General features: G+C 44.0%; 19 protein-coding genes. 7 read left to right on the plus strand and 12 right to left on the minus strand.

Features of this window, described 5'->3' with window-relative positions:
- Positions 1–31 precede the first annotated feature (31 nt).
- Positions 32–466: an NUDIX hydrolase gene (locus GC093_RS26600; RefSeq protein WP_171654942.1), complete on the plus strand. Its 435-nt coding sequence runs from the start codon at positions 32–34 to the stop codon at positions 464–466.
- A 237-nt stretch (positions 467–703) separates the two neighbouring features.
- Here the strand turns inward: GC093_RS26600 and GC093_RS26605 are convergent, their stop codons facing one another.
- Positions 704–1,249, minus strand: a complete 546-nt coding sequence (locus GC093_RS26605; protein WP_216624824.1) for a hypothetical protein — start codon at positions 1,247–1,249, stop codon at positions 704–706.
- Between the two features lie 209 nt (positions 1,250–1,458).
- On the opposite strand from GC093_RS26605, the gene GC093_RS26610 reads away from it, so the two are divergent.
- Entirely contained in the window at positions 1,459–1,791 is a 333-nt protein-coding gene (locus tag GC093_RS26610; protein WP_171654943.1) for an ArsR/SmtB family transcription factor, read from the plus strand.
- Between the two features lie 144 nt (positions 1,792–1,935).
- The gene (locus tag GC093_RS26615; protein ID WP_171654944.1) at positions 1,936–3,702 is read left to right on the plus strand and encodes a SulP family inorganic anion transporter; all 1,767 of its coding nucleotides are present in this window, start codon (positions 1,936–1,938) and stop codon (positions 3,700–3,702) included.
- A gap of 37 nt (positions 3,703–3,739) precedes the next feature.
- Here GC093_RS26615 and GC093_RS26620 read toward each other — a convergent pair whose 3' ends face one another.
- Entirely contained in the window at positions 3,740–5,293 is a 1,554-nt protein-coding gene (locus GC093_RS26620; protein ID WP_171654945.1) for an extracellular solute-binding protein, read from the minus strand.
- A gap of 651 nt (positions 5,294–5,944) precedes the next feature.
- Between GC093_RS26620 and GC093_RS26625 the strand changes: the two genes are divergently transcribed.
- The 3 genes from GC093_RS26625 to GC093_RS26635 are packed head-to-tail and all read left to right on the plus strand — an operon-like array spanning position 5,945 to position 7,944.
- Positions 5,945–6,526 carry a bifunctional transcriptional activator/DNA repair enzyme AdaA gene (locus GC093_RS26625; RefSeq protein ID WP_171654946.1) on the plus strand — a complete coding sequence of 194 codons (582 nt, stop codon included), beginning with the start codon at positions 5,945–5,947 and terminating at the stop codon, positions 6,524–6,526.
- Positions 6,516–7,064: a methylated-DNA--[protein]-cysteine S-methyltransferase gene (locus tag GC093_RS26630; protein ID WP_171654947.1), complete on the plus strand. Its 549-nt coding sequence runs from the start codon at positions 6,516–6,518 to the stop codon at positions 7,062–7,064. The genes GC093_RS26625 and GC093_RS26630 overlap by 11 nt, the downstream gene beginning before the upstream one ends.
- Positions 7,045–7,944, plus strand: coding sequence for a DNA-3-methyladenine glycosylase family protein (locus GC093_RS26635; protein ID WP_171654948.1), 900 nt, complete (start codon positions 7,045–7,047; stop codon positions 7,942–7,944). The genes GC093_RS26630 and GC093_RS26635 overlap by 20 nt, the downstream gene beginning before the upstream one ends.
- 96 nt (positions 7,945–8,040) lie before the next feature.
- On the opposite strand, the gene GC093_RS26640 is transcribed toward GC093_RS26635, so the two are convergent.
- The 9 genes from GC093_RS26640 to GC093_RS26680 all read right to left on the minus strand — a co-directional run bounded on the left by GC093_RS26640 (position 8,041) and on the right by GC093_RS26680 (position 15,146).
- Positions 8,041–8,661: an alpha/beta hydrolase gene (locus tag GC093_RS26640; RefSeq protein ID WP_171654949.1), complete on the minus strand. Its 621-nt coding sequence runs from the start codon at positions 8,659–8,661 to the stop codon at positions 8,041–8,043.
- On the minus strand, positions 8,658–9,608 hold the full coding sequence (locus tag GC093_RS26645) for a ring-cleaving dioxygenase (RefSeq protein WP_171654950.1): 951 nt from the start codon (positions 9,606–9,608) through the stop codon (positions 8,658–8,660). Before GC093_RS26645 ends, GC093_RS26640 begins: the two co-directional genes overlap by 4 nt.
- Positions 9,609–9,657: 49 nt before the next feature.
- Complete coding sequence (locus GC093_RS26650) at positions 9,658–10,056, minus strand: DoxX family protein (RefSeq protein WP_171654951.1); 399 nt, start codon at positions 10,054–10,056, stop codon at positions 9,658–9,660.
- An 80-nt stretch (positions 10,057–10,136) separates the two neighbouring features.
- Positions 10,137–10,586 carry a MarR family winged helix-turn-helix transcriptional regulator gene (locus tag GC093_RS26655; protein WP_171654952.1) on the minus strand — a complete coding sequence of 150 codons (450 nt, stop codon included), beginning with the start codon at positions 10,584–10,586 and terminating at the stop codon, positions 10,137–10,139.
- 214 nt (positions 10,587–10,800) lie between these two features.
- Positions 10,801–11,466, minus strand: a complete 666-nt coding sequence (locus GC093_RS26660; RefSeq protein WP_246315390.1) for an ABC transporter permease — start codon at positions 11,464–11,466, stop codon at positions 10,801–10,803.
- Positions 11,467–11,484: 18 nt separating this feature from the next.
- Positions 11,485–12,381 (minus strand): glycine betaine ABC transporter substrate-binding protein, encoded by an 897-nt coding sequence (locus GC093_RS26665; protein WP_171654953.1) that lies wholly within the window; start codon positions 12,379–12,381, stop codon positions 11,485–11,487.
- A 27-nt stretch (positions 12,382–12,408) separates the two neighbouring features.
- Positions 12,409–13,092, minus strand: coding sequence for an ABC transporter permease (locus GC093_RS26670; RefSeq protein WP_171654954.1), 684 nt, complete (start codon positions 13,090–13,092; stop codon positions 12,409–12,411).
- Entirely contained in the window at positions 13,082–14,242 is a 1,161-nt protein-coding gene (locus GC093_RS26675) for an ABC transporter ATP-binding protein (protein ID WP_171654955.1), read from the minus strand. Before GC093_RS26675 ends, GC093_RS26670 begins: the two co-directional genes overlap by 11 nt.
- 40 nt (positions 14,243–14,282) lie before the next feature.
- Positions 14,283–15,146 carry a tyrosine-type recombinase/integrase gene (locus GC093_RS26680; protein WP_171654956.1) on the minus strand — a complete coding sequence of 288 codons (864 nt, stop codon included), beginning with the start codon at positions 15,144–15,146 and terminating at the stop codon, positions 14,283–14,285.
- A gap of 397 nt (positions 15,147–15,543) precedes the next feature.
- Between GC093_RS26680 and GC093_RS26685 the strand changes: the two genes are divergently transcribed.
- Complete coding sequence (locus tag GC093_RS26685; RefSeq protein WP_171654957.1) at positions 15,544–16,473, plus strand: EamA family transporter; 930 nt, start codon at positions 15,544–15,546, stop codon at positions 16,471–16,473.
- A 16-nt stretch (positions 16,474–16,489) separates the two neighbouring features.
- Here the strand turns inward: GC093_RS26685 and GC093_RS26690 are convergent, their stop codons facing one another.
- Positions 16,490–17,707 (minus strand): MFS transporter, encoded by a 1,218-nt coding sequence (locus GC093_RS26690; protein ID WP_171654958.1) that lies wholly within the window; start codon positions 17,705–17,707, stop codon positions 16,490–16,492.
- Positions 17,708–17,712 lie beyond the last annotated feature (5 nt).

The following is a 17,712-nucleotide window of genomic DNA, read 5'->3' on the forward strand; positions in this document are numbered from 1 at the left end:
AATTATAAACGTTCATTCTGGAGGATTACTTTTGAGAACCCCAATTTTATATGGTTCAGTTCACCTGCTGTTTTACCGTAATGATGAAGTTTTACTATTAAAGAGACAGAACACAGGCTTTGAGGATGGTAAATGGAGTGTTGTTGCAGGGCGAATGGATGGCGGCGAAGAGGTAAAAGCCGCAGCCATACGTGAAGCCAAGGAGGAAGCCGGGGTAGACATTGATCCCACTGAGGTTGACGTTATAGGTGTCATGCACCGAAAAAATACGAGCTCCGAATGGATCGACTTTTTTCTAAAAGTACGATCCTGGAAGGGCCAATTGATCAACGCCGAGCCCCACAAATGCGAAGAACTGGAATGGTTTAAGCTGAGTGAGCTTCCAGAGCCCATGGTCTCCTATATCCACAAGGCGCTTACGACTAAGCAGCAGGATGGAGTTTGGTTTGAAAGTGTGAATTGGTGAGCTTACACCTACATTTATGCATAGAAGAGGCACACCCTCCTGGTGTGCCTCTTCTTTCTTTGGACGGGTTTGATATACTGAATTTCCCTAATCCTCATCCGTCTCATCCCATTTGCGTGAGTAGGCTTTCTTTGTCACCCAAAATGTCAACCCACATACGATGATTATCGTAATAACACCTAGAACGATCGTTCCACCGATCCCCAACCATACCACCTCCTGCGCAATAGTATCCTATCAATGGCTATCATAATTTTCTTTCTCCATTTTATATTGTTGGAACTCCCTCATGTGAACCTTTTGTTTCTTTAATACGTGACGGAGGATTTCGGAATCACGGTAAAGTAATAGCTTATTCATATAAGAATCTAGTGTATCATTAAATTGGGAAATCATTATCTTTTTTTGGACGCGCAGCTCTTCTAAATCCCGGGCAAATGCATCAACTACCAACCGAATTCGAGGATCAGGCTTGTCCAGCCAGAGAGAAATGTTCACATCAGCTGGAGTGAAGTCTCGCCTGAAATCCTGGCCAGGTACTTGTTCCCAAAATGAGTTCCACTTTTCCAGCAATCCTAGCTCAAAAAATATATACTTCTGAAAACCACATAACCATGCGGTACAGCTAGTGTTTCGTGATTGACAGCCTATACGGTCCTTCAAGTAAGGGCAGCTTTTACAACAAGATCCTCCGTTAGGTATACAGACCTTACAAATCGCTTCAACTCCAATTTCACGCAAATAGTCGAGTCCATGATCTATAATTTCTTCCTTAGTTGCCATTAGCATGCTTCACCTTTAAAAAGCAGATTTGTAAATTCTCTATCTTTAAATTCATATATCTTGTTATTTGAATATATAGACATTATAGGTCAATACAATTAATACTGCAATCAAGAGGAACGTCTATTATTACTAGTTAGCTAGTTGAACAGCGGGCGTTTTATGTTATGATAATATCTAAATATTTGAATATACGAGGAGAATACGTTATGAACCTTGAGCTTCAGCAATTTAAAGCGGAATTTTTTAAAGCCTTGGCCCATCCCCTGCGAATTCGTATACTTGAAGTGCTTTCCGAGGGGAGCAAAAATGTTAATGAGATTCAATCCATTATTGGCAGCGAAGGTTCAGCTGTATCTCAGCAGCTTTCTATTTTGAGAAGCAAAAATGTTGTCTTTGGCAGTAAGGAAGGGACATCCGTGGTGTACAGCTTGCGCGATCCCCTTGTAAAAGACTTACTTCAGGTAGCCAAACAAATTTTTGATAATCATCTTGTTGGCACGATTTCTCTACTGGAAAGTATGCGAATCTCTGAAAACTAAGCAACTAAACTAGGTCAAATAAAATAGATAAAATATATTTACCAATGTCTCCATAAGGGCATTGTTTTTTTATATGCGTAGGTTTATCATTCTTACTATATTCAAATAATCAAATATTACAAATATCATAAAAGAAGGGTTGTCATGAAACGGTCCGAAAGATTTGAAGGTTATTCTTATTCAAAGTTGCGGCGTGACCTCGTAGCAGGATTGATTGTTGGCGTGGTTGCTATTCCATTAGGGATGGCGTTTGCTATTGCTTCCGGTGTGAAGCCTCAGTTCGGTATTTATACAACTATTGTTGCCGGTATCCTTATCTCATTGCTTGGCGGGTCAAAATTTCAGATTGGCGGGCCTACAGGCGCATTTGTACCCATTCTATTTGGCATTGTCCTGCAATACGGCTATGAAAACTTACTGATTGCCGGCCTATTAGCAGGAATTATTCTTGTCCTAATGGGACTTTTGAAGCTTGGTGTGTTAATTAAATACATTCCCCGGCCCGTTACCATTGGATTTACATCTGGGATCGCAGTTATCATCTTTTCAAGTCAAATCGGTAATTTCTTAGGACTAAGCAACCTACAGCGCCATGAATATTTTTGGCCCAATATGCATGAAATTGTGACTCACCTGTCCACACTCAATGTATGGAGTATGCTCACGGCCCTAATCAGCTTAGGCGTCCTATTAATCATGCCCCGAATCAACAATAAACTTCCAGGTTCCTTAGTCGGGCTGATCGTTTCCAGTATTGCTGCGACCTTATTATTCAGTGGAAATGTCGCTACAATCGGGTCCACCTACGGGGCCATTCCAAGCACGCTCCCCAGTCTGGACATCCCTCACATATCATTGGATAAAATCAAAGAGCTGCTACCGGCTGCATTTATTATCGCTATGCTTGGTGGTATTGAGTCATTACTGTCCGCTGTTGTAGCAGATGGAATGACGGGCAGCAGGCACAATAGCAACAAAGAGCTTATCGGGCAAGGAATTGCGAACATAGTTACTCCTCTATTTGGAGGAATACCTGCAACAGGAGCCTTAGCACGGACTGCAACCAACATTAAAAACGGTGCCTCATCCCCTATTTCCGGGATCGTTCACGGGGTCGTTGTATTGTTAGTCCTGTTAGTGTTCGCTCCGCTCGCATCTGAAATTCCACTCGCAAGTATGGCGCCTATTTTAATGGTGGTTGCGTGGAATATGAGTGAGAGAAAAGAATTTGCCCATATCCTCAGAACAAGAACAACGGATTCTTTCGTACTTGTTATAACCTTTCTCCTTACTGTATTTACCGATTTGACAACGGCCGTTGAGGTTGGATTAATCTTAGCCATCATTCTGTTCATCAAGCGGATGGGTAATAACCTAACCGTGGCCAAAGTATTGCCGGATCCATCATTGAAACATGAAAAAGTGCAAGCCTACATGGTTAAAGAAGATCATGACTGCCCTCAATTGAGTATGTTTACGGTTGAAGGCCTTTTATTTTTTGGCGCAGCGAGCCTATTCGAAAAGTCTGTCATGGAAGCTCTTTCAACTCAACCTGCAATACTGTTGCTTCGTATGGGAAAGGTATCTTACCTGGACTCAACTGGAGAATCCCATTTGGCAAGCATTGTACAGCATGTTAAGCATGCAGGCGGGATTGTGCTGATTTCAGGAATTCAAACTCAACCTAGAGCCTATTTGAAAAGAACCGGTTTAGACGAGAAAATTGGGGGCAGCCATTTCTTTGAACATACGGGAGAGGCTATTGATTATGCAATAGGAAGAATGGATACTAGCAAATGTTTAGGATGCAAGCATTATGCATTCCGTGAATGCAACGTTTTATCTAACCCTGTAACCCAGCAGGACATACTACCAAGCCTAAAAAAACACACAGCAAAGCAGGATGGCTAAGCCACCCTGCTTGTTTGTTATACCTTGTAGTGATTCATTATTTGGCAGCTTTATTCTTAGCCAGCGCTGCTTCGAACTCTTTAATCAAGTTGTCGCCGCCTGCTTTACGCCATTTGTCGATTGCTGCTGTAAAGCCAGCATCGTCCAATTTACCAACGATGTAGTTAGTTTGCGCATCCCACATCATTTGATCCAACTCTTTACCACGCTCAGAGTAGGTTTGAGAGGACAGAGTTAGAGTCGGGTTATGAACCGCATACTTCAAGTTGTCCGGCTCCATTTTGTAGCCTTTCATTGCCAATGGAGTATCCTTCAATTGAGGCACGTTGTACGTTTCAAAGTTCAGCATGCTATCACGGTAAGGCTTAACTTCACGGTTAAATGCAGTCAAATCAACCCACTCAACCATATTATTATCAGACTTTTTGAAGTGAACGCCTTCGATACCGCGTTTTTGCAGGGTGGACATATCTGCATCAAGCAATTTATCCATGAATGTCAAAATTCGTTTCAGCTCAGCTTCGGTTTTCACAGTCGATTTCGGGAATACCAGCAAGCCATTGTAACCATTTTGTGCTGCAACTTTTGGTCCTTGAGGCCCTTCCATAGGTATAACATCTAACTGAGCTGTAGGAACTACCTTAACCAAGCGGTCCTGGATATTCGCAGCGTTTGTCGCCACACCGTTAAGTTTAAGAATCGCACGGCCGGACTCAAAAGCTTTATCCAATTCTGTGCTATCCAGAGCTGGGAAGTCTTGATTGATTAGCTTCTCTGCATAAAGGCGCTTGAACAATTTCAATACATCCATAAATTGCGGTGTCAGGAACTCAGGTGTAAGCTTGCCGCTGCTGTCTGCACCCCAACGGTTAACTCCGCCTTGAGCTACGGCAAAACGAGTCAAAAGAGACGCTGGACCTTCGTTGTACTTTTTATCCAACATAAAGGCGTAGGTATCGTTTTTACCATTTTTATCTGGATCGTTAAGAGTCAAGTACTTAGCAATTTCGTACCACTCATCAAGCGTTTTCGGCATTTTCAATCCGTTAGCATCTAAAATATCTTTACGGAAAATAAACGATGGGCGTGCTATTTCACGAAATTGCGGAATTCCATAGAGTTTGCCATCAACCTTAATATTTTCATAATACTGCGGGTTCTGTGCGGATAGGTTTTTGTAATCCTTAAGAAAAGGACCTACTTCCCAGAATTGTCCGCCCTGAATCGCATTAATTACAGTTGGCACATAGCTAACCATCAAAACCTTCGGCAATTCGTTAGCAGCGATCATTACGTTAATTTTCTCATCATACGTAGAAGCAGGCACCCACTGAATGTTTAATTTGGTGTTAGTTCCTTTCTCAAGTGCTTGTTCAATCACGTTTCCTTTGGCAGGAATATCTCCTACTTGCTTAAAGACCATAGACAAGTCTAATGGTGTAGTATCTACTTTAGGTGCCTCTGCTGATTTAGGAGCTGTTGTCCCGTTTGTAGTTCCAGTTTTTGCTGGTTCTCCGCTGCCGCAAGCAGCCAAAACTCCCATTGCTAATGTAACAGACCCCATAGTTGCAATCCACTTTTTATGCTTCATTTATACCACGACTCCTTTTCTTTCTGTATATATTGAGGGTTTAGGTTACCCAAACCTTTCGGCGTTCATCTTGCTGCCTTCGACTCTGCACTAGCTCGCGATGCTTACAATATAAAGCAGAAGATTTGATTCCGCTTCACTTGAATGCGCTTCCAACAAATCCACAAAGGGGTTCATTTTTGCACCCATCAACTTCCCGCTTCAATGTAATATAATGGGATGAAAGCGTGTAACATTTAGTCTATAAGTAAGCTGCCAACGATCAGTCCAGGCTTGCTAGTCATGAATGTCTCTGGCGCTAAGGAAAGTATACCTTCCTTATTTCATTTCAAACAATCATCTTTATTTAACTTCCTTAAAAATGTTAAAAAACCCTTATGAAATAAGGGTTTTCTTCATTTTACACATATGTGCACCCATGAACTTTTTGGATAAAAAACAGGCAAAACTTAATTTTTGAACATGGCTGTATATTGAAAATTTGATCGATTCAAGGGTTCATTGCTCTCAAATCAGCCATTTTATAGTGAAGAGCAGCCTTTCCTCGAAGGGACTAATACTTAGTTACAACTATCGATATGTTGCTATCCTATTCAGGTACACTACTACGAGAATTAAGATTAGCTTATACTTGGATATGAGGTGAATGATATGGATCAAAAGTTATTTGACCTTGTATACGAGTCTGTCGTTAACCGAGAATCAACCTATGAAGGTATATATTATACGGGAGTAAGGACAACAAAAATTGTATGTAGACCTACCTGCCGGGCCAAAATCCCCCTTGCCATTAATGTGACGTTTTATCGTTCACTAGAAGATGCGCTACACGCAGGCTTTCGGCCATGCAAACGTTGTAAGCCTGAAGAAAACGGCGCCCTTCGTCCGGATGCGGCTCTGGCCGCGCAGGTGGATTCGATCATTGAGACACAATATCATGACAAGCTGACTCTGCCGCAGCTCGCTGTTTCACTTGCAATAAGTCCCTATCATCTGCAGCGAACCTACAAGCAAGTGACAGGATATTCACCTGCAGAAAAAACCGAGCGTGTTCGTTTAAGGCATGCACAGAGGCTATTATTAGAATCCAGCGCCACCATCGCGGAGATTGGAGCGGCTGTAGGCTACGGCAGTCCATCCCATTTTGCTTCTTGGTTTTGTCGAAGAACGGGCATCTCTCCCACCGCTTACAGGAATGGACAAAGAGGAGGAGATTCGTTAGATGGCCACTAAAATATATCGACAAACGGTAATCGGCTTGAATCAGCCATGGACACTTTTAGCTAGTGAGCACGGAATAAGCCAATTGATATATCCTCCTCACCTAGCATCAGTGGCTGGGTTGGATCAAGCTATCACTGACAATGAACATATGATTGAGGATCGCAGCCTATTCGTTGAATTCGGCATCATCGACCTGTTGGAGCAGTATTTTGCAGGACTTCCCGTTAGCTTCGATAAGGTCCCTCTGGATCTAAAAGGTACACCTTTTCAACAAAGCGTGTGGATGGCCTTAAGCCAAATCCCTCATGGAGAAACATGGACTTATAAGCAGCTGGCTAACACAATTGGAAAGCCGTCAGCAATACGTGCGGTAGGAACAGCGATTGGGCACAACCCTGTGCCTATTGTTTTACCTTGTCATCGGGTCGTTGGTTCCAACGGTACGTTAACAGGGTTTAGAGGAGGGCTTCAAATGAAAAAAGACATCCTTGCTTTGGAGGGGGTAACCCATATGGAGGCCATCGGACATGAACGATTCCAGTTTTGAGCTGCCGCTGCCGCATCCATTTGATTTCCAGCAATGTTTGAACTACATGAGCCGCTCCCTGTTCGAATGTTTATATACAACAGATACCGAAGGGGTTAATCGACTAATACGAGTCGGAAATGATAAGCGATTAGTTAGGCTGACATGTCCCCAAGGCAGGGAAATGCAGGTTCAATTGCTGCAAGGTGATTCGCTAACTCCTGAGGAGCAGGAGGAGTTGATCCATTATATCAAGGATTGGTTTGATTTGAATCGAGATTTGGAGCCTTTCATTCAGATGTCCGAGGGGGACCCGCTGCTAGGCCCGTTGTTAGAAAGATTTTGGGGATTACGGATTGTAGGCATCCCGGATCTTTTTGAAGCGCTTTGCTGGGCTATTGCCGGCCAACAAGTGAATCTTACGTTTGCCTATAAGCTCAAACAGCGGCTGACGGAGCAGTATGGGGATACTGCAGAATGGGAAGGTGTGACCTATAAAATGTTCCCGTCACCTGAGCAGCTCGCTAATTCGTCGATTGAACAATTATGCAGCCTTCAATTCACAAGGAGCAAGGCCATGGCTATATTGGATGTAGCATCGCTTATGACTAACGGGGAATTAAGCAGAGATAGGCTGCTAACGCTTACCGATTCTGAAGCCGTCGACAAGGAGCTCACGAAGATACGAGGTATCGGTCCATGGACAGCTCAATATGTGCGAATGAGATGCTTGGGCGATCAAACGGCTTTTCCTGTTGGGGATGTAGGACTGCAAAATGCTGTAAAACAGATGTTGGGGTTGAATCAAAAGCCAACGCCACTTGAACTTCATGCATTATTCAAGCACTGGCAAGGATGGGAGTCTTATATTACCTTTTATTTATGGAGAACCTTATATTAGCAACAAAAGAGGAAGGTGCCGCCCGACTACTTCATGCCGGGTCGTCCCTTCTTCTTTTAACTGCAATAATCTCATTCTTCTGCATTCAACTAGATTTCATTCTGCATCAAGCTGGCTCTCTTTCTGAAACCAAGCTGCCGCGGCATCCACTTCTGTAGACGTCAATTGGTGGCCAAATCGTTCCCAATGTACCTTAACCGATGCGCCAGCCCCGCTAAGAAGCGCTTGAAGCTCCTCGGTTTCACCAGCCGAACAGATCGGATCATTAGATCCGGCTCCAATAAAGATCGGCGTACCTGACAAATCCGGAATTGGAATCCCTCTGCGCGGTACCATGGGGTGGTGAAGAATGGCGCCTTTTAGCGCCTGCTTATAATGAAAGAGCAGACTGCCTGCAATATTGGCTCCATTAGAGTAGCCCACCGCCACTAGGTTGCCGCGGTCAAATCCATATGTGCTTGCTGCCTCATCCAGAAAATCATTTACTTCCTTCGTACGGAAGATCAAATCCTCTTCATCAAAAACACCCTCTGCCAATCGTCTGAAGAAACGCGGCATTCCGTTTTCCAGAACATTTCCCCTAAGGCTAAGTATGGAGGACTCTGGAGAAATTCGCTTGCCTAGCGGCAGCAAATCACGTTCTGTTCCTCCGGTGCCATGAAAAAGAACTAACGTTGGAGCTTCCGTACGACTCCCCTTTTCGAAAATATGCTTCATCCTTGTTTCCCCTCCAATACCCTAACTTGGATAGGAAGCAGATTCGCTTCGATTTGGGAGCGCGATGCCTCGAACCACTCAGGCAGCATCAATTTCTCGCCTAATGTTTCAGCCGATTCATCATGAGCGAAGCCCGGAGGATCCGTAGCGATTTCAAAAAGTATCCCGCCAGCTTCCCTGAAGTAAAGAGCATTGAAATATTGACGATCTATGATGTCGGTTGGACGATAGCCATAGTCTTGCACTGAGCTTCTCCATTCCGTATGCTGTTCGAAGTCTGACGCACGCCACGCGATATGATGAACGGTTCCTGCCCCGTCAATGCCCCTGCCCATGGCAGCCATCGGTACGTCAATAACGTTACCGATATCTCCTTTGGCCCGATAGCGAGCATAAGCAACGTCCTCTGCGACTTTTTCCAAGCCGAGCAGGTTTTGCAACGCATCCATCGTTTTCATCGGATTGGTACTAAAGAGAATAGCGCCGCCGAAGCCTTTAATCGCCTTAGCGGCCGTAATGCCATCGAATAACCAAGTGCTCTCTGGTCCCTCTTCACGTTCAACGAGTTCAAGACGCAAGCCTTCATTGTCTGTGAATTGGAGGTACTGCTCAGAAAAACGGCTCACCTTCGTAACCGAGACACCATGGCTCTCCAATCTATTCTCCCAAAAAGCTAGCGAGCCTTGCGGTACCACGTACGTAGTAACTCCCACTTGCCCTCCGCCGATTCTCCCTTTACGCGAGTCCGGCCACGGAAAGAACGTGATAATAGTTCCTGGGCTCCCCGATTCGTTGCCGAAATACAAGTGATATACATCCGGAGCATCAAAGTTGATCGTTTTCTTAACCAGGCGAAGACCCAGAATACCAGCGTAAAAGTCGACGTTCTCCTGCGGATTTCTTGCAAAAGCAGTAATATGGTGAATACCTGCAGTTTGTAGTGTCATATGAATTCCTCCTTTATTATTGTCCCTACTTGTTAAATGAGTATTCGAATTAATTAAGAACTCCATCCAAGGAATAAGCTCCCGCTCCAGTCAAAGCGATACCGATTACGATAACAATAAGTACGAGCTGATACTCGTAACCATTGGCTGTTGACCAAATACCGTTTTTTCCATGAACCTTGGCAATAGCTCCTAGCATAGTTAAGGTAATGAGCACAGCGGCAAGAGGAGTAAATAAACCTAAGGCAAAAAGAGCTCCACCGATTAATTCCATCAATCCAGCCATCACCGCCATAGCTACTCCGGGCTTAATCCCAACGGATTCCATCCAACCGCCTGTTCCCTTAGGCCCATATCCGCCAAACCAGCCAAACAGCTTTTGGGCTCCATGTCCTACAAACAACAATCCAACTACCAAACGAACCAATAATAATCCAAATGCCATCATTAAAATCATCCTCCAATTAGTTTTAAATTAATAATCTTTATATTAAGATAAAAGGTAAAAAAAGACGGCCACCGAGATGGCTAACTCTCTTCTGCTCCTTTTCCTAATTTCTTGAGCAATTCAACAGCTTCCAACTTTTCATCCTGAGAAAGAGCTCTAGTTAAGCCATGGATAGTAGCGGCATGATCAGGAAAAATACGATCGAATAACTCTTTGCCTGCCGCAGTGATTTCCGCGAATATGACCCTGCGATCATCTTTGCAAGGCACACGCTTCAAGTACCCTTTCTTCTCAAGCTTGTCGATATTGTACGTAATACTTCCGCTCGTTATCAATATCTTCTCCCCGATTTGCTGCAAAGGAATTTGCCCTTTCGTGTATAACACTTCAAGAACCATAAATTCGGAAGGTGACAGGCCGTATTCCTTCATATCTTTGACAGCCCGATCCATCACCGTTCTATAAGCTTTGGAGAGTACAACGAATAACTTAAGGGAAGTCGCCTGTTCCTTATCTAGTTCATTTGGCATTTAGTCACCTCCTGCAATGTCTTTTGTTTAAATATCTTAAATTAAAGATATATCATTTGCTCACCCATGTCAATAGCAAATTCACTCAATAACAGCATAATTTCTGAAAATTCTTTTTGTGAGTACGGCAGAAGCGCCGTTCGACGAGCTTTAATACGCAAGAAAAGCTCAGTCAGCCGTAAACAGCAATGACTAAGCTTCCTTATACCGTACCTTACCCTGTTGTCCGCGAAAATACCTTCCACTTATTTTGTAATCTGCCCAGCCCTATATCTGCTGCAATGGCGAGAAGCGCCGCAGGAATCGCCCCAGCATAAATCCGAACCGGATTTCTTAGATTAATCCCCGCGTAAATCTCTCTCCCCAACCCGTCTCCTCCAATTAAAGGAGCCATAGTAGCGACACCAATAGCTATAACTGCCGCTACGCGTAAGCCCGCCAGAAGAAAAGGAATCGACAACGGTAACTGAACGTTCCACAAAAGCTGAACCGGGTTCATACCCATTCCTTTACCGGCATCCGTAATGCTGCGATCAACCTGCGTCAAGCCAACATAGGTGTTCCGTATGATAGGAAGTAAAGAATATAGAAATAGTCCAATGACTACGGTATAAAAGCCTAATCCAAACACTATCATCAAAATAGCCAATAACGCTATACTCGGAAATACCTGTATCACATTGGCGATCGACAAAATGATGGAGCTCCATCTCTCGTTCCTGGCGCTTATAATTCCAAGAGGTATGCCGATGAGGAGAGCCAGACCAATTCCACATAACACCATGAGTATATGCTGCAAGGTCAGCTCCAGTAATTGTCCACTATGGTCAGACACGTACGTGATAAGCTGCATCAATAAGTTGGGATTTGTCGTTTCCATCTTACACCCCCTCGTTTTTTACTTTAAAAGACCCGACTTCTTCAAAAATTCCACCGCTACATCCTTTTCGTTCTGCTTCTTTACATCAACCTCGTAGTTAAGGCCTATCATGGTTTCTGCATTTATTTTACCTACCAGCAGTTGAATCACATCATTGAGCTCAGGATGCTTCTGCAGCGTTTCCTTTCTTACAACGGCTGAAGCGTCATAGGGAGGGAAAAACTGTTTGTCATCCTTCAATGTCTTCAACTCAAATTGCTTAATTCTTGCATCAGTGGAATAAGCGAGCACAATATCCACCTTTTTATTCGACACTGCTTCATATACTAATCCGATTTCCATCGGAAGGGTTTGCCCAAAGGAGAGACCGCCGTAATGCTTAGTAAAAGCCTTGTAGCCGTCATTATCACGTTCCAACCAAGTTGTGTCCACACCAATTTTCATGTCCTTGGCTTTGTCTGTTAGATCGGAAATTTTTTCTAATTTGTACTGATCAGCGAGCTCTTTGCGCACCGTAAATGCATAGGTGTTCTCAAAGCCATAGGGGTCAAACCATTTGAAATCCAGGCTCTTATCAAAACCCTCCTGCGCTTGCTGCAGTACTTTAGCTCGATCCTTAGTTTGTTCAATCTCAAAATATCCGTTAAAAATTTCACCTGAATATAAGGTCGCCATATCAAGCTCTTTGCTCTTCATGGCTTTAATAATGACTGGACTTGCAGCCAGATCGGGGACAAGTTGTACCTTCAAATCAGTACGGTCTTCCACCAATGCTTTGTACATTTCCGCGATAATCTTAGGTTCTGTATACGTTTGGGCTCCTATTTTGATCGTATCTCCCTTACTGCAGCCCGCCAACAACACCGACATCGACAACACCAACATTCCAATCGTTCCTGTGATCCTTCTAATCATGAACTCCTCCTATAATATCCGTATATTTTAAACCGTTGAAGGTAAACCTGTATTTATACGCTTCCTCTTCGGACCGATTTTCTCCGTGAGGCTAAGCATATAGTCGGCCAATAAAGCGAGTACTATTGCGGCAATAGCCCCTGTAAAAATCAATTCCTGCTTATTCACTCCAATTCCTGAAAAAATCAGTACACCGAGCCCACCACCGCCAATTAGCGATGCCAATGTGGTCCAGCTGATGATATAGACCGTTGTAATGCGGATGCCTGATAAAATATAGGGCAGTGCTATCGGTAATTGAATGAATGCCATCCTTTGAAAAGATCCATATCCCATACCTTTAGCAGCCTCCAGAATACTCCGGTCAGCGGATTCAAATCCGGCATAGGTGTTTCTTAATAAAGGCAGCAAGGCATACAAGAATAGCGCGAAGATCGCAGGCTTCATGCCTACACCCATGATTGGGATCAACAGAGCTAATAGAGCCAAGCTTGGAATCGTTTGAAACAAATTGGCCAGACCGAATATGCATGATTTGATGAACCGATTTTGAGTATTAGCCAAAGCAACTCCTAAAGGAATCGCAACCAAGCTCCCCAGAATGACAGCGATAGCCGAAATCCACAAATGCTCTAATGCTGCCGCACCTATATCCGGGTACCGATCTGCCAAAAATTCCGTATAGCTAGCCCACCAAGATTTATCCGACATCAGCGACACCCCCTGCATTGGACATGGACATATACAGCTCAGCCATATGCCTAACAACGGTGCCTCTAGTAATCAGACCAATAAACCTATTCCTCTCACCCAATACAGGTATATTCGACAGCTGATGCTTGTTCATCAATTGAAGAGCTAATATTAGAGGAGTCCCTGTTGAAACAGAATGCTCCACAGGCTTCATTACATCTGCAACCGTTTGACCTTCCCCGTCATACTGAGCAAGAACCCCATACACGGAGACAACACCTTTCAGAACACTCTGAGCATCTACGATAAACAATGAATCCACCCTGCGTTTTTCCATGATTTGAATCGCTTCAGCGAGTCCTCTTGTAGGTAACGCCGTAGCCGGGCTTTCTACCATAACATCATCCACCCTCGGCATTTCATCTGGGAGCATGCCTTGCTGCAGCCGTTTTTGACCAATAAAGTTTTTGACAAAATCATCTGCAGGATGTCTTAATATTTGCTCCGGCTTCCCCTGTTGGACCACATGCCCATCCTTCATAAGGACAATCGTATCCGCAATTCGAATCGCTTCATCCATGTCATGGGTGACAAAAATAATCGTTTTCTTCAACTCCTGCTGCAATCGGACGAGTTCATCCTGCAGCTGTTCACGGCTAATGGGATCAAGTGCGCTAAAAGGCTCATCCATCAAGATGATATCGGGATCAGCAGCCATAGCACGAATTACGCCGACACGCTGCTGTTGACCTCCGCTAAGTTCGGAAGGATATCTAGTCCCGAATACTTCAGGGGGCATATTGACTAAACGAAGAAGTTCGTCCACCCTTGCATCTGTTCGGGATTTATCCCATTTTAACAAGGCTGGAACGACAGCCACATTTTTGGCTATCGTCATGTGGGGGAATAAACCGATGTTCTGTATGACATAACCAATCTTCCTTCGAAGCTCTACCGGATTCATTTCCATAATGCTCCGGCCTTCGATGAGGATACTTCCATCTGTAGGTTCAATCAATCGGTTGACCAGCTTCATGGTTGTAGTTTTTCCGCAGCCGCTAGGTCCGATAAGAACAGTGATCTCTCCTTTCTTAAAATGTAAGTTCACATTGTTCAAAGCCTTAAAACCATCGTCATAGACTTTGTTAACTCCCGTCATTTGAATCATGAGGAGCACTCACCTTTCTTTCTGTTGGGATGTTTTCAATTTACTGCAGCTCTGCGTAGTACTGGTAAGAGGTAAGGAACGATTTATGGCCTGCCCAACGCTTAAGAAGCAGAATTGGCGTGCCCTTGACAGCCAGTCTGCGGCAGTACGTGTTCCGTAAATCATGACAGCTTACTTCAAAGCCGAGCTTCTCTGAATAACCTTCTATGACAAATTGCACGGCGCGTGGCTGCATGGAGCCTGAACGCTCCGTGACAAACAGAAGCGCGCTATTGTTATACGTTTCTTTGTTAGCCAGTCTTCGCTGCTCAATCCATTCCATCAAGCGGATCCGTGTCTGCTCTTGGATAGGCACCCGTCTTATTTCTTCTCCTTTTTGATATACAACCAGTTCATCCTCTACTACCGATTGGAGCCGCAATTCCGATACCTCTTCCAATCTAAGTCCCGCAAACAGAAGTACATGAATTAACGCTAAATTACGACTTCGTTTAAATGGGTTTCTCTCCTGCTCTGCCAACTCCAGTAAACGCATCTTTTCTACATCGGATAACCATTTGGGAAGCTCGCTCTTTTTCGGCGTGAAATAACGTGCACTCGCCGCCGGATTCTCCTTTACTAAGCCCTGCTCTCCAGCCCATTTAAAGAAGGAGGCGAGAATCGAGACATATTTGTTAATTGTGGACAGCCGTTTCCCTTGAATATACAGCTCATCCCGGCTTGCGAATATATCCTCTTGAACTACTGAGGTTATTGATTTATTCGTTCGCTGCAGCCAGTTGATGAAATGGCTGATTTCAATTGTGTACAGCTTCACTGTGCTTTCTTCCTTGCCTTTTTCCCGAAGATATTGGGTAAACGGCTTAATCCACTGCTCCGAATCTTGCTTTTTCTCGCCTTCCATGGTTGTTCTTAGCTCCGTTAATCAGTATGGTTGTTATTATTTTATGATGTATATAATTTTATGATGTATTAAATTATATGATGAATAGTGTAACATAGACCGGTTTATGTATCACCTGCGGCATACCACCATATTCCGTGATTAATCAGACTTTACTTGACTCAAGACTTAGAAATGCTTGGTTATTCTCCCCTTTACAGCCAATTACTATCAGCGTTCATGCAAAAAAGGCTCTCGTCACGATGACCAGAGCCTTTTCTTTTTACATCTATTAAGATTGAGATTGCCACACAGAAGCCAGCTTCTGCTCGTTAATGCTCAGTTCGTATATTCCCTAATGTTATCCCAGGGTGTATGATCTTGTTATCGCTGCATTTCAGTAAGAGGAGAGTTCAGCATGAGAAACAAAGGGGTTATTATGGTTTTGACCGCTGCCACCTGCTGGGGGTTATCCGGTATCGCAGCGCAGTTATTTTTCCAACATTTCATAGCAACACCAGGCTTGTTAGTGGCCATTCGCTTATTATCTGCCGGCATTATTATGATCCTGATGCAGTGTTTATTTAAGGGAACTGCAAGTGCCTTTTCTATATGGTCTGATAAAAAGGACAGGTTGACCTTGCTTATATTCGGTTTGATCGGAATGCTAGGCATTCAATACACCTTTTTCGCAGCCATTCACTATGGGAATGCAGCTACTGCCACCTTGCTCCAATATCTTGGGCCTGTATTTATCATCGTCTTTGTTTCTTTGCACTTGAAGAAGATGCCTGGGGTCAAAGAGCTGACAGCATTCCTATTAGCGCTTATAGGTATCTTCTTCATGACCACAAGCGGCTCTCTAAATTCCCTTTCCATTACAATTGAAGCGTTAGTTTGGGGGATTTTATCCGCATTGGCCTCGGCATTCTATACCTTGTATCCTAGAAAACTGCTGGCCGCTTGGGGGGCGGTTCCCGTCGTTGGCTGGAGCATGGTTATTGGAGGAATAGGACTCAGCTTATTTAGTCCTCCCTGGTATTTTGATTGGAATCAGGGATCCTTATACTTATTTTCATTGCTCCTGTTTATTGTAATAGTCGGAACTATCATCCCATTCTATTTGTTTCTGGATAGCCTTCGATTTGTAACGGCTGCTCGGGCAAGTATCCTCAGCAGCGCTGAGCCTTTGACTGCCGTGCTTGTGGGCACTGTGTTCCTGCGTACACCAATGGACATGATACAGCTCCTTGGAAGCTTTTGCATCATTGTTGCAGTCATCGTATTAACGTTTCAACCAGCGAATAAAGGAAGGGATAGCAGCAAAAAGCAACCCATTTCAGGCTAATATTGCGTGAACACGTTTATTTAACCAGCGATTCCTGTTTGTTGTTAACTACATGGTGTGTTTTTTGAAAAAGCGGAACTAAAAGCAGCATACCTATCAAAAACAAGAGTCCACTGATGGAATAAATCGTAAATAGAGAAAAAGCATCCTTCAGGTAGCCGGACAAAGACATTCCGATTACCATCAGTCCCATAAATATCGGTGTAATGGCCCCTCCAACCCTGCCAACAAACGCAGCTTCTGTATTTCTCATAATAAGAGTCTGAATGCCAATATGAACGCAAGGATTAAATAATCCATTCAGCACCTGCAAAATAAGCGTTAGCGTTACACTCGTGGACCAGCCGACCCCAACCGTGCAAAGGGCACTGACAAGTAAACCCGTCGCAAGCAAGGTTTGCGGCTTCACCTTCTTGGCAATTCCCATAACAATGCCTCCACCGATGAACATAGCGGCGCCATTAGCCATCAGAAGCCATTGCAAAAACTGCTTATCCTGTCCTAAATTTTCAATAGCAATAAACAACGATAATGGTTGGATTAAACCAACTCCAAATCCTACAACGGCAAAGGTAGCACCCAATGTTCGGAGTACACGGTTGGACCACAGGTACCGAATCCCATCTGTCAGATCTTGTTTAAAATTGTGAGTCTGTGCGATGTTTGACGCTTCAGAGTCTTGAGGAAGCAGCATTAGTACAATTGCAGATCCAAAGAACATCACACCTGTTATAGCTAGCGAGATCTCGATCCCATACTGTTGATAGACAATAGTACCCAGGATCGGTCCGATGACCATAAATACAGCGATTAGGGATTGAAACATGGCCATGACTCCTTGCAGCTTCTCATCGGGCACATGCTGCTTGAACAGCTTCATAGCCGAAGGCTGAGAGAACTGTGAAAGAACAGCAGAAATCAACGTGCCCAGTAGTAAGGAATACCAAGATCCATACATAAGGGAAATCAATACTACAAATACTGATAGGGCCGATAGCAGATCACACCAAACCATCGTACGTTTCGGCTTCCATCGATCAGCGAATGTCCCCCCGATAATACCAAAAATAAAGATCGGCGCAAATTCAGCGACAGAAATGAGCGACACATATTGCGGGTCGTTGTTGGTCAAATCGGTTACGTACAAAAGGATTGCAAAGTTTCTTATCCAAATCCCCAGCTGTAAGAGCACTCGGGACAAAATGATCGTTCTAACATATCGATTGTTCAACAAAACAA

It is taken from the genome of Paenibacillus foliorum, from assembly GCF_013141765.1.
Taxonomy (GTDB): domain Bacteria; phylum Bacillota; class Bacilli; order Paenibacillales; family NBRC-103111; genus Paenibacillus_S; species Paenibacillus_S foliorum.

Bases quoted from the DNA above. Each gene is read 5' to 3' on its own strand.
- GC093_RS26605 (WP_216624824.1), bottom strand. From the start codon at position 1,249: ATGGCAACTAAGGAAGAAATTATAGATCATGGACTCGACTATTTGCGT.
- GC093_RS26610 (WP_171654943.1), top strand. From the start codon at position 1,459: ATGAACCTTGAGCTTCAGCAATTTAAAGCGGAATTTTTTAAAGCCTTG.
- GC093_RS26615 (WP_171654944.1), top strand. From the start codon at position 1,936: ATGAAACGGTCCGAAAGATTTGAAGGTTATTCTTATTCAAAGTTGCGG.
- GC093_RS26620 (WP_171654945.1), bottom strand. From the start codon at position 5,293: ATGAAGCATAAAAAGTGGATTGCAACTATGGGGTCTGTTACATTAGCA.
- GC093_RS26625 (WP_171654946.1), top strand. From the start codon at position 5,945: ATGGATCAAAAGTTATTTGACCTTGTATACGAGTCTGTCGTTAACCGA.
- GC093_RS26630 (WP_171654947.1), top strand. From the start codon at position 6,516: ATGGCCACTAAAATATATCGACAAACGGTAATCGGCTTGAATCAGCCA.
- GC093_RS26635 (WP_171654948.1), top strand. From the start codon at position 7,045: ATGAACGATTCCAGTTTTGAGCTGCCGCTGCCGCATCCATTTGATTTC.
- GC093_RS26640 (WP_171654949.1), bottom strand. From the start codon at position 8,661: ATGAAGCATATTTTCGAAAAGGGGAGTCGTACGGAAGCTCCAACGTTA.
- GC093_RS26645 (WP_171654950.1), bottom strand. From the start codon at position 9,608: ATGACACTACAAACTGCAGGTATTCACCATATTACTGCTTTTGCAAGA.
- GC093_RS26650 (WP_171654951.1), bottom strand. From the start codon at position 10,056: ATGATGGCATTTGGATTATTATTGGTTCGTTTGGTAGTTGGATTGTTG.
- GC093_RS26655 (WP_171654952.1), bottom strand. From the start codon at position 10,586: ATGCCAAATGAACTAGATAAGGAACAGGCGACTTCCCTTAAGTTATTC.
- GC093_RS26660 (WP_246315390.1), bottom strand. From the start codon at position 11,466: ATGGAAACGACAAATCCCAACTTATTGATGCAGCTTATCACGTACGTG.
- GC093_RS26665 (WP_171654953.1), bottom strand. From the start codon at position 12,381: ATGATTAGAAGGATCACAGGAACGATTGGAATGTTGGTGTTGTCGATG.
- GC093_RS26670 (WP_171654954.1), bottom strand. From the start codon at position 13,092: ATGTCGGATAAATCTTGGTGGGCTAGCTATACGGAATTTTTGGCAGAT.
- GC093_RS26675 (WP_171654955.1), bottom strand. From the start codon at position 14,242: ATGATTCAAATGACGGGAGTTAACAAAGTCTATGACGATGGTTTTAAG.
- GC093_RS26680 (WP_171654956.1), bottom strand. From the start codon at position 15,146: ATGGAAGGCGAGAAAAAGCAAGATTCGGAGCAGTGGATTAAGCCGTTT.
- GC093_RS26685 (WP_171654957.1), top strand. From the start codon at position 15,544: ATGAGAAACAAAGGGGTTATTATGGTTTTGACCGCTGCCACCTGCTGG.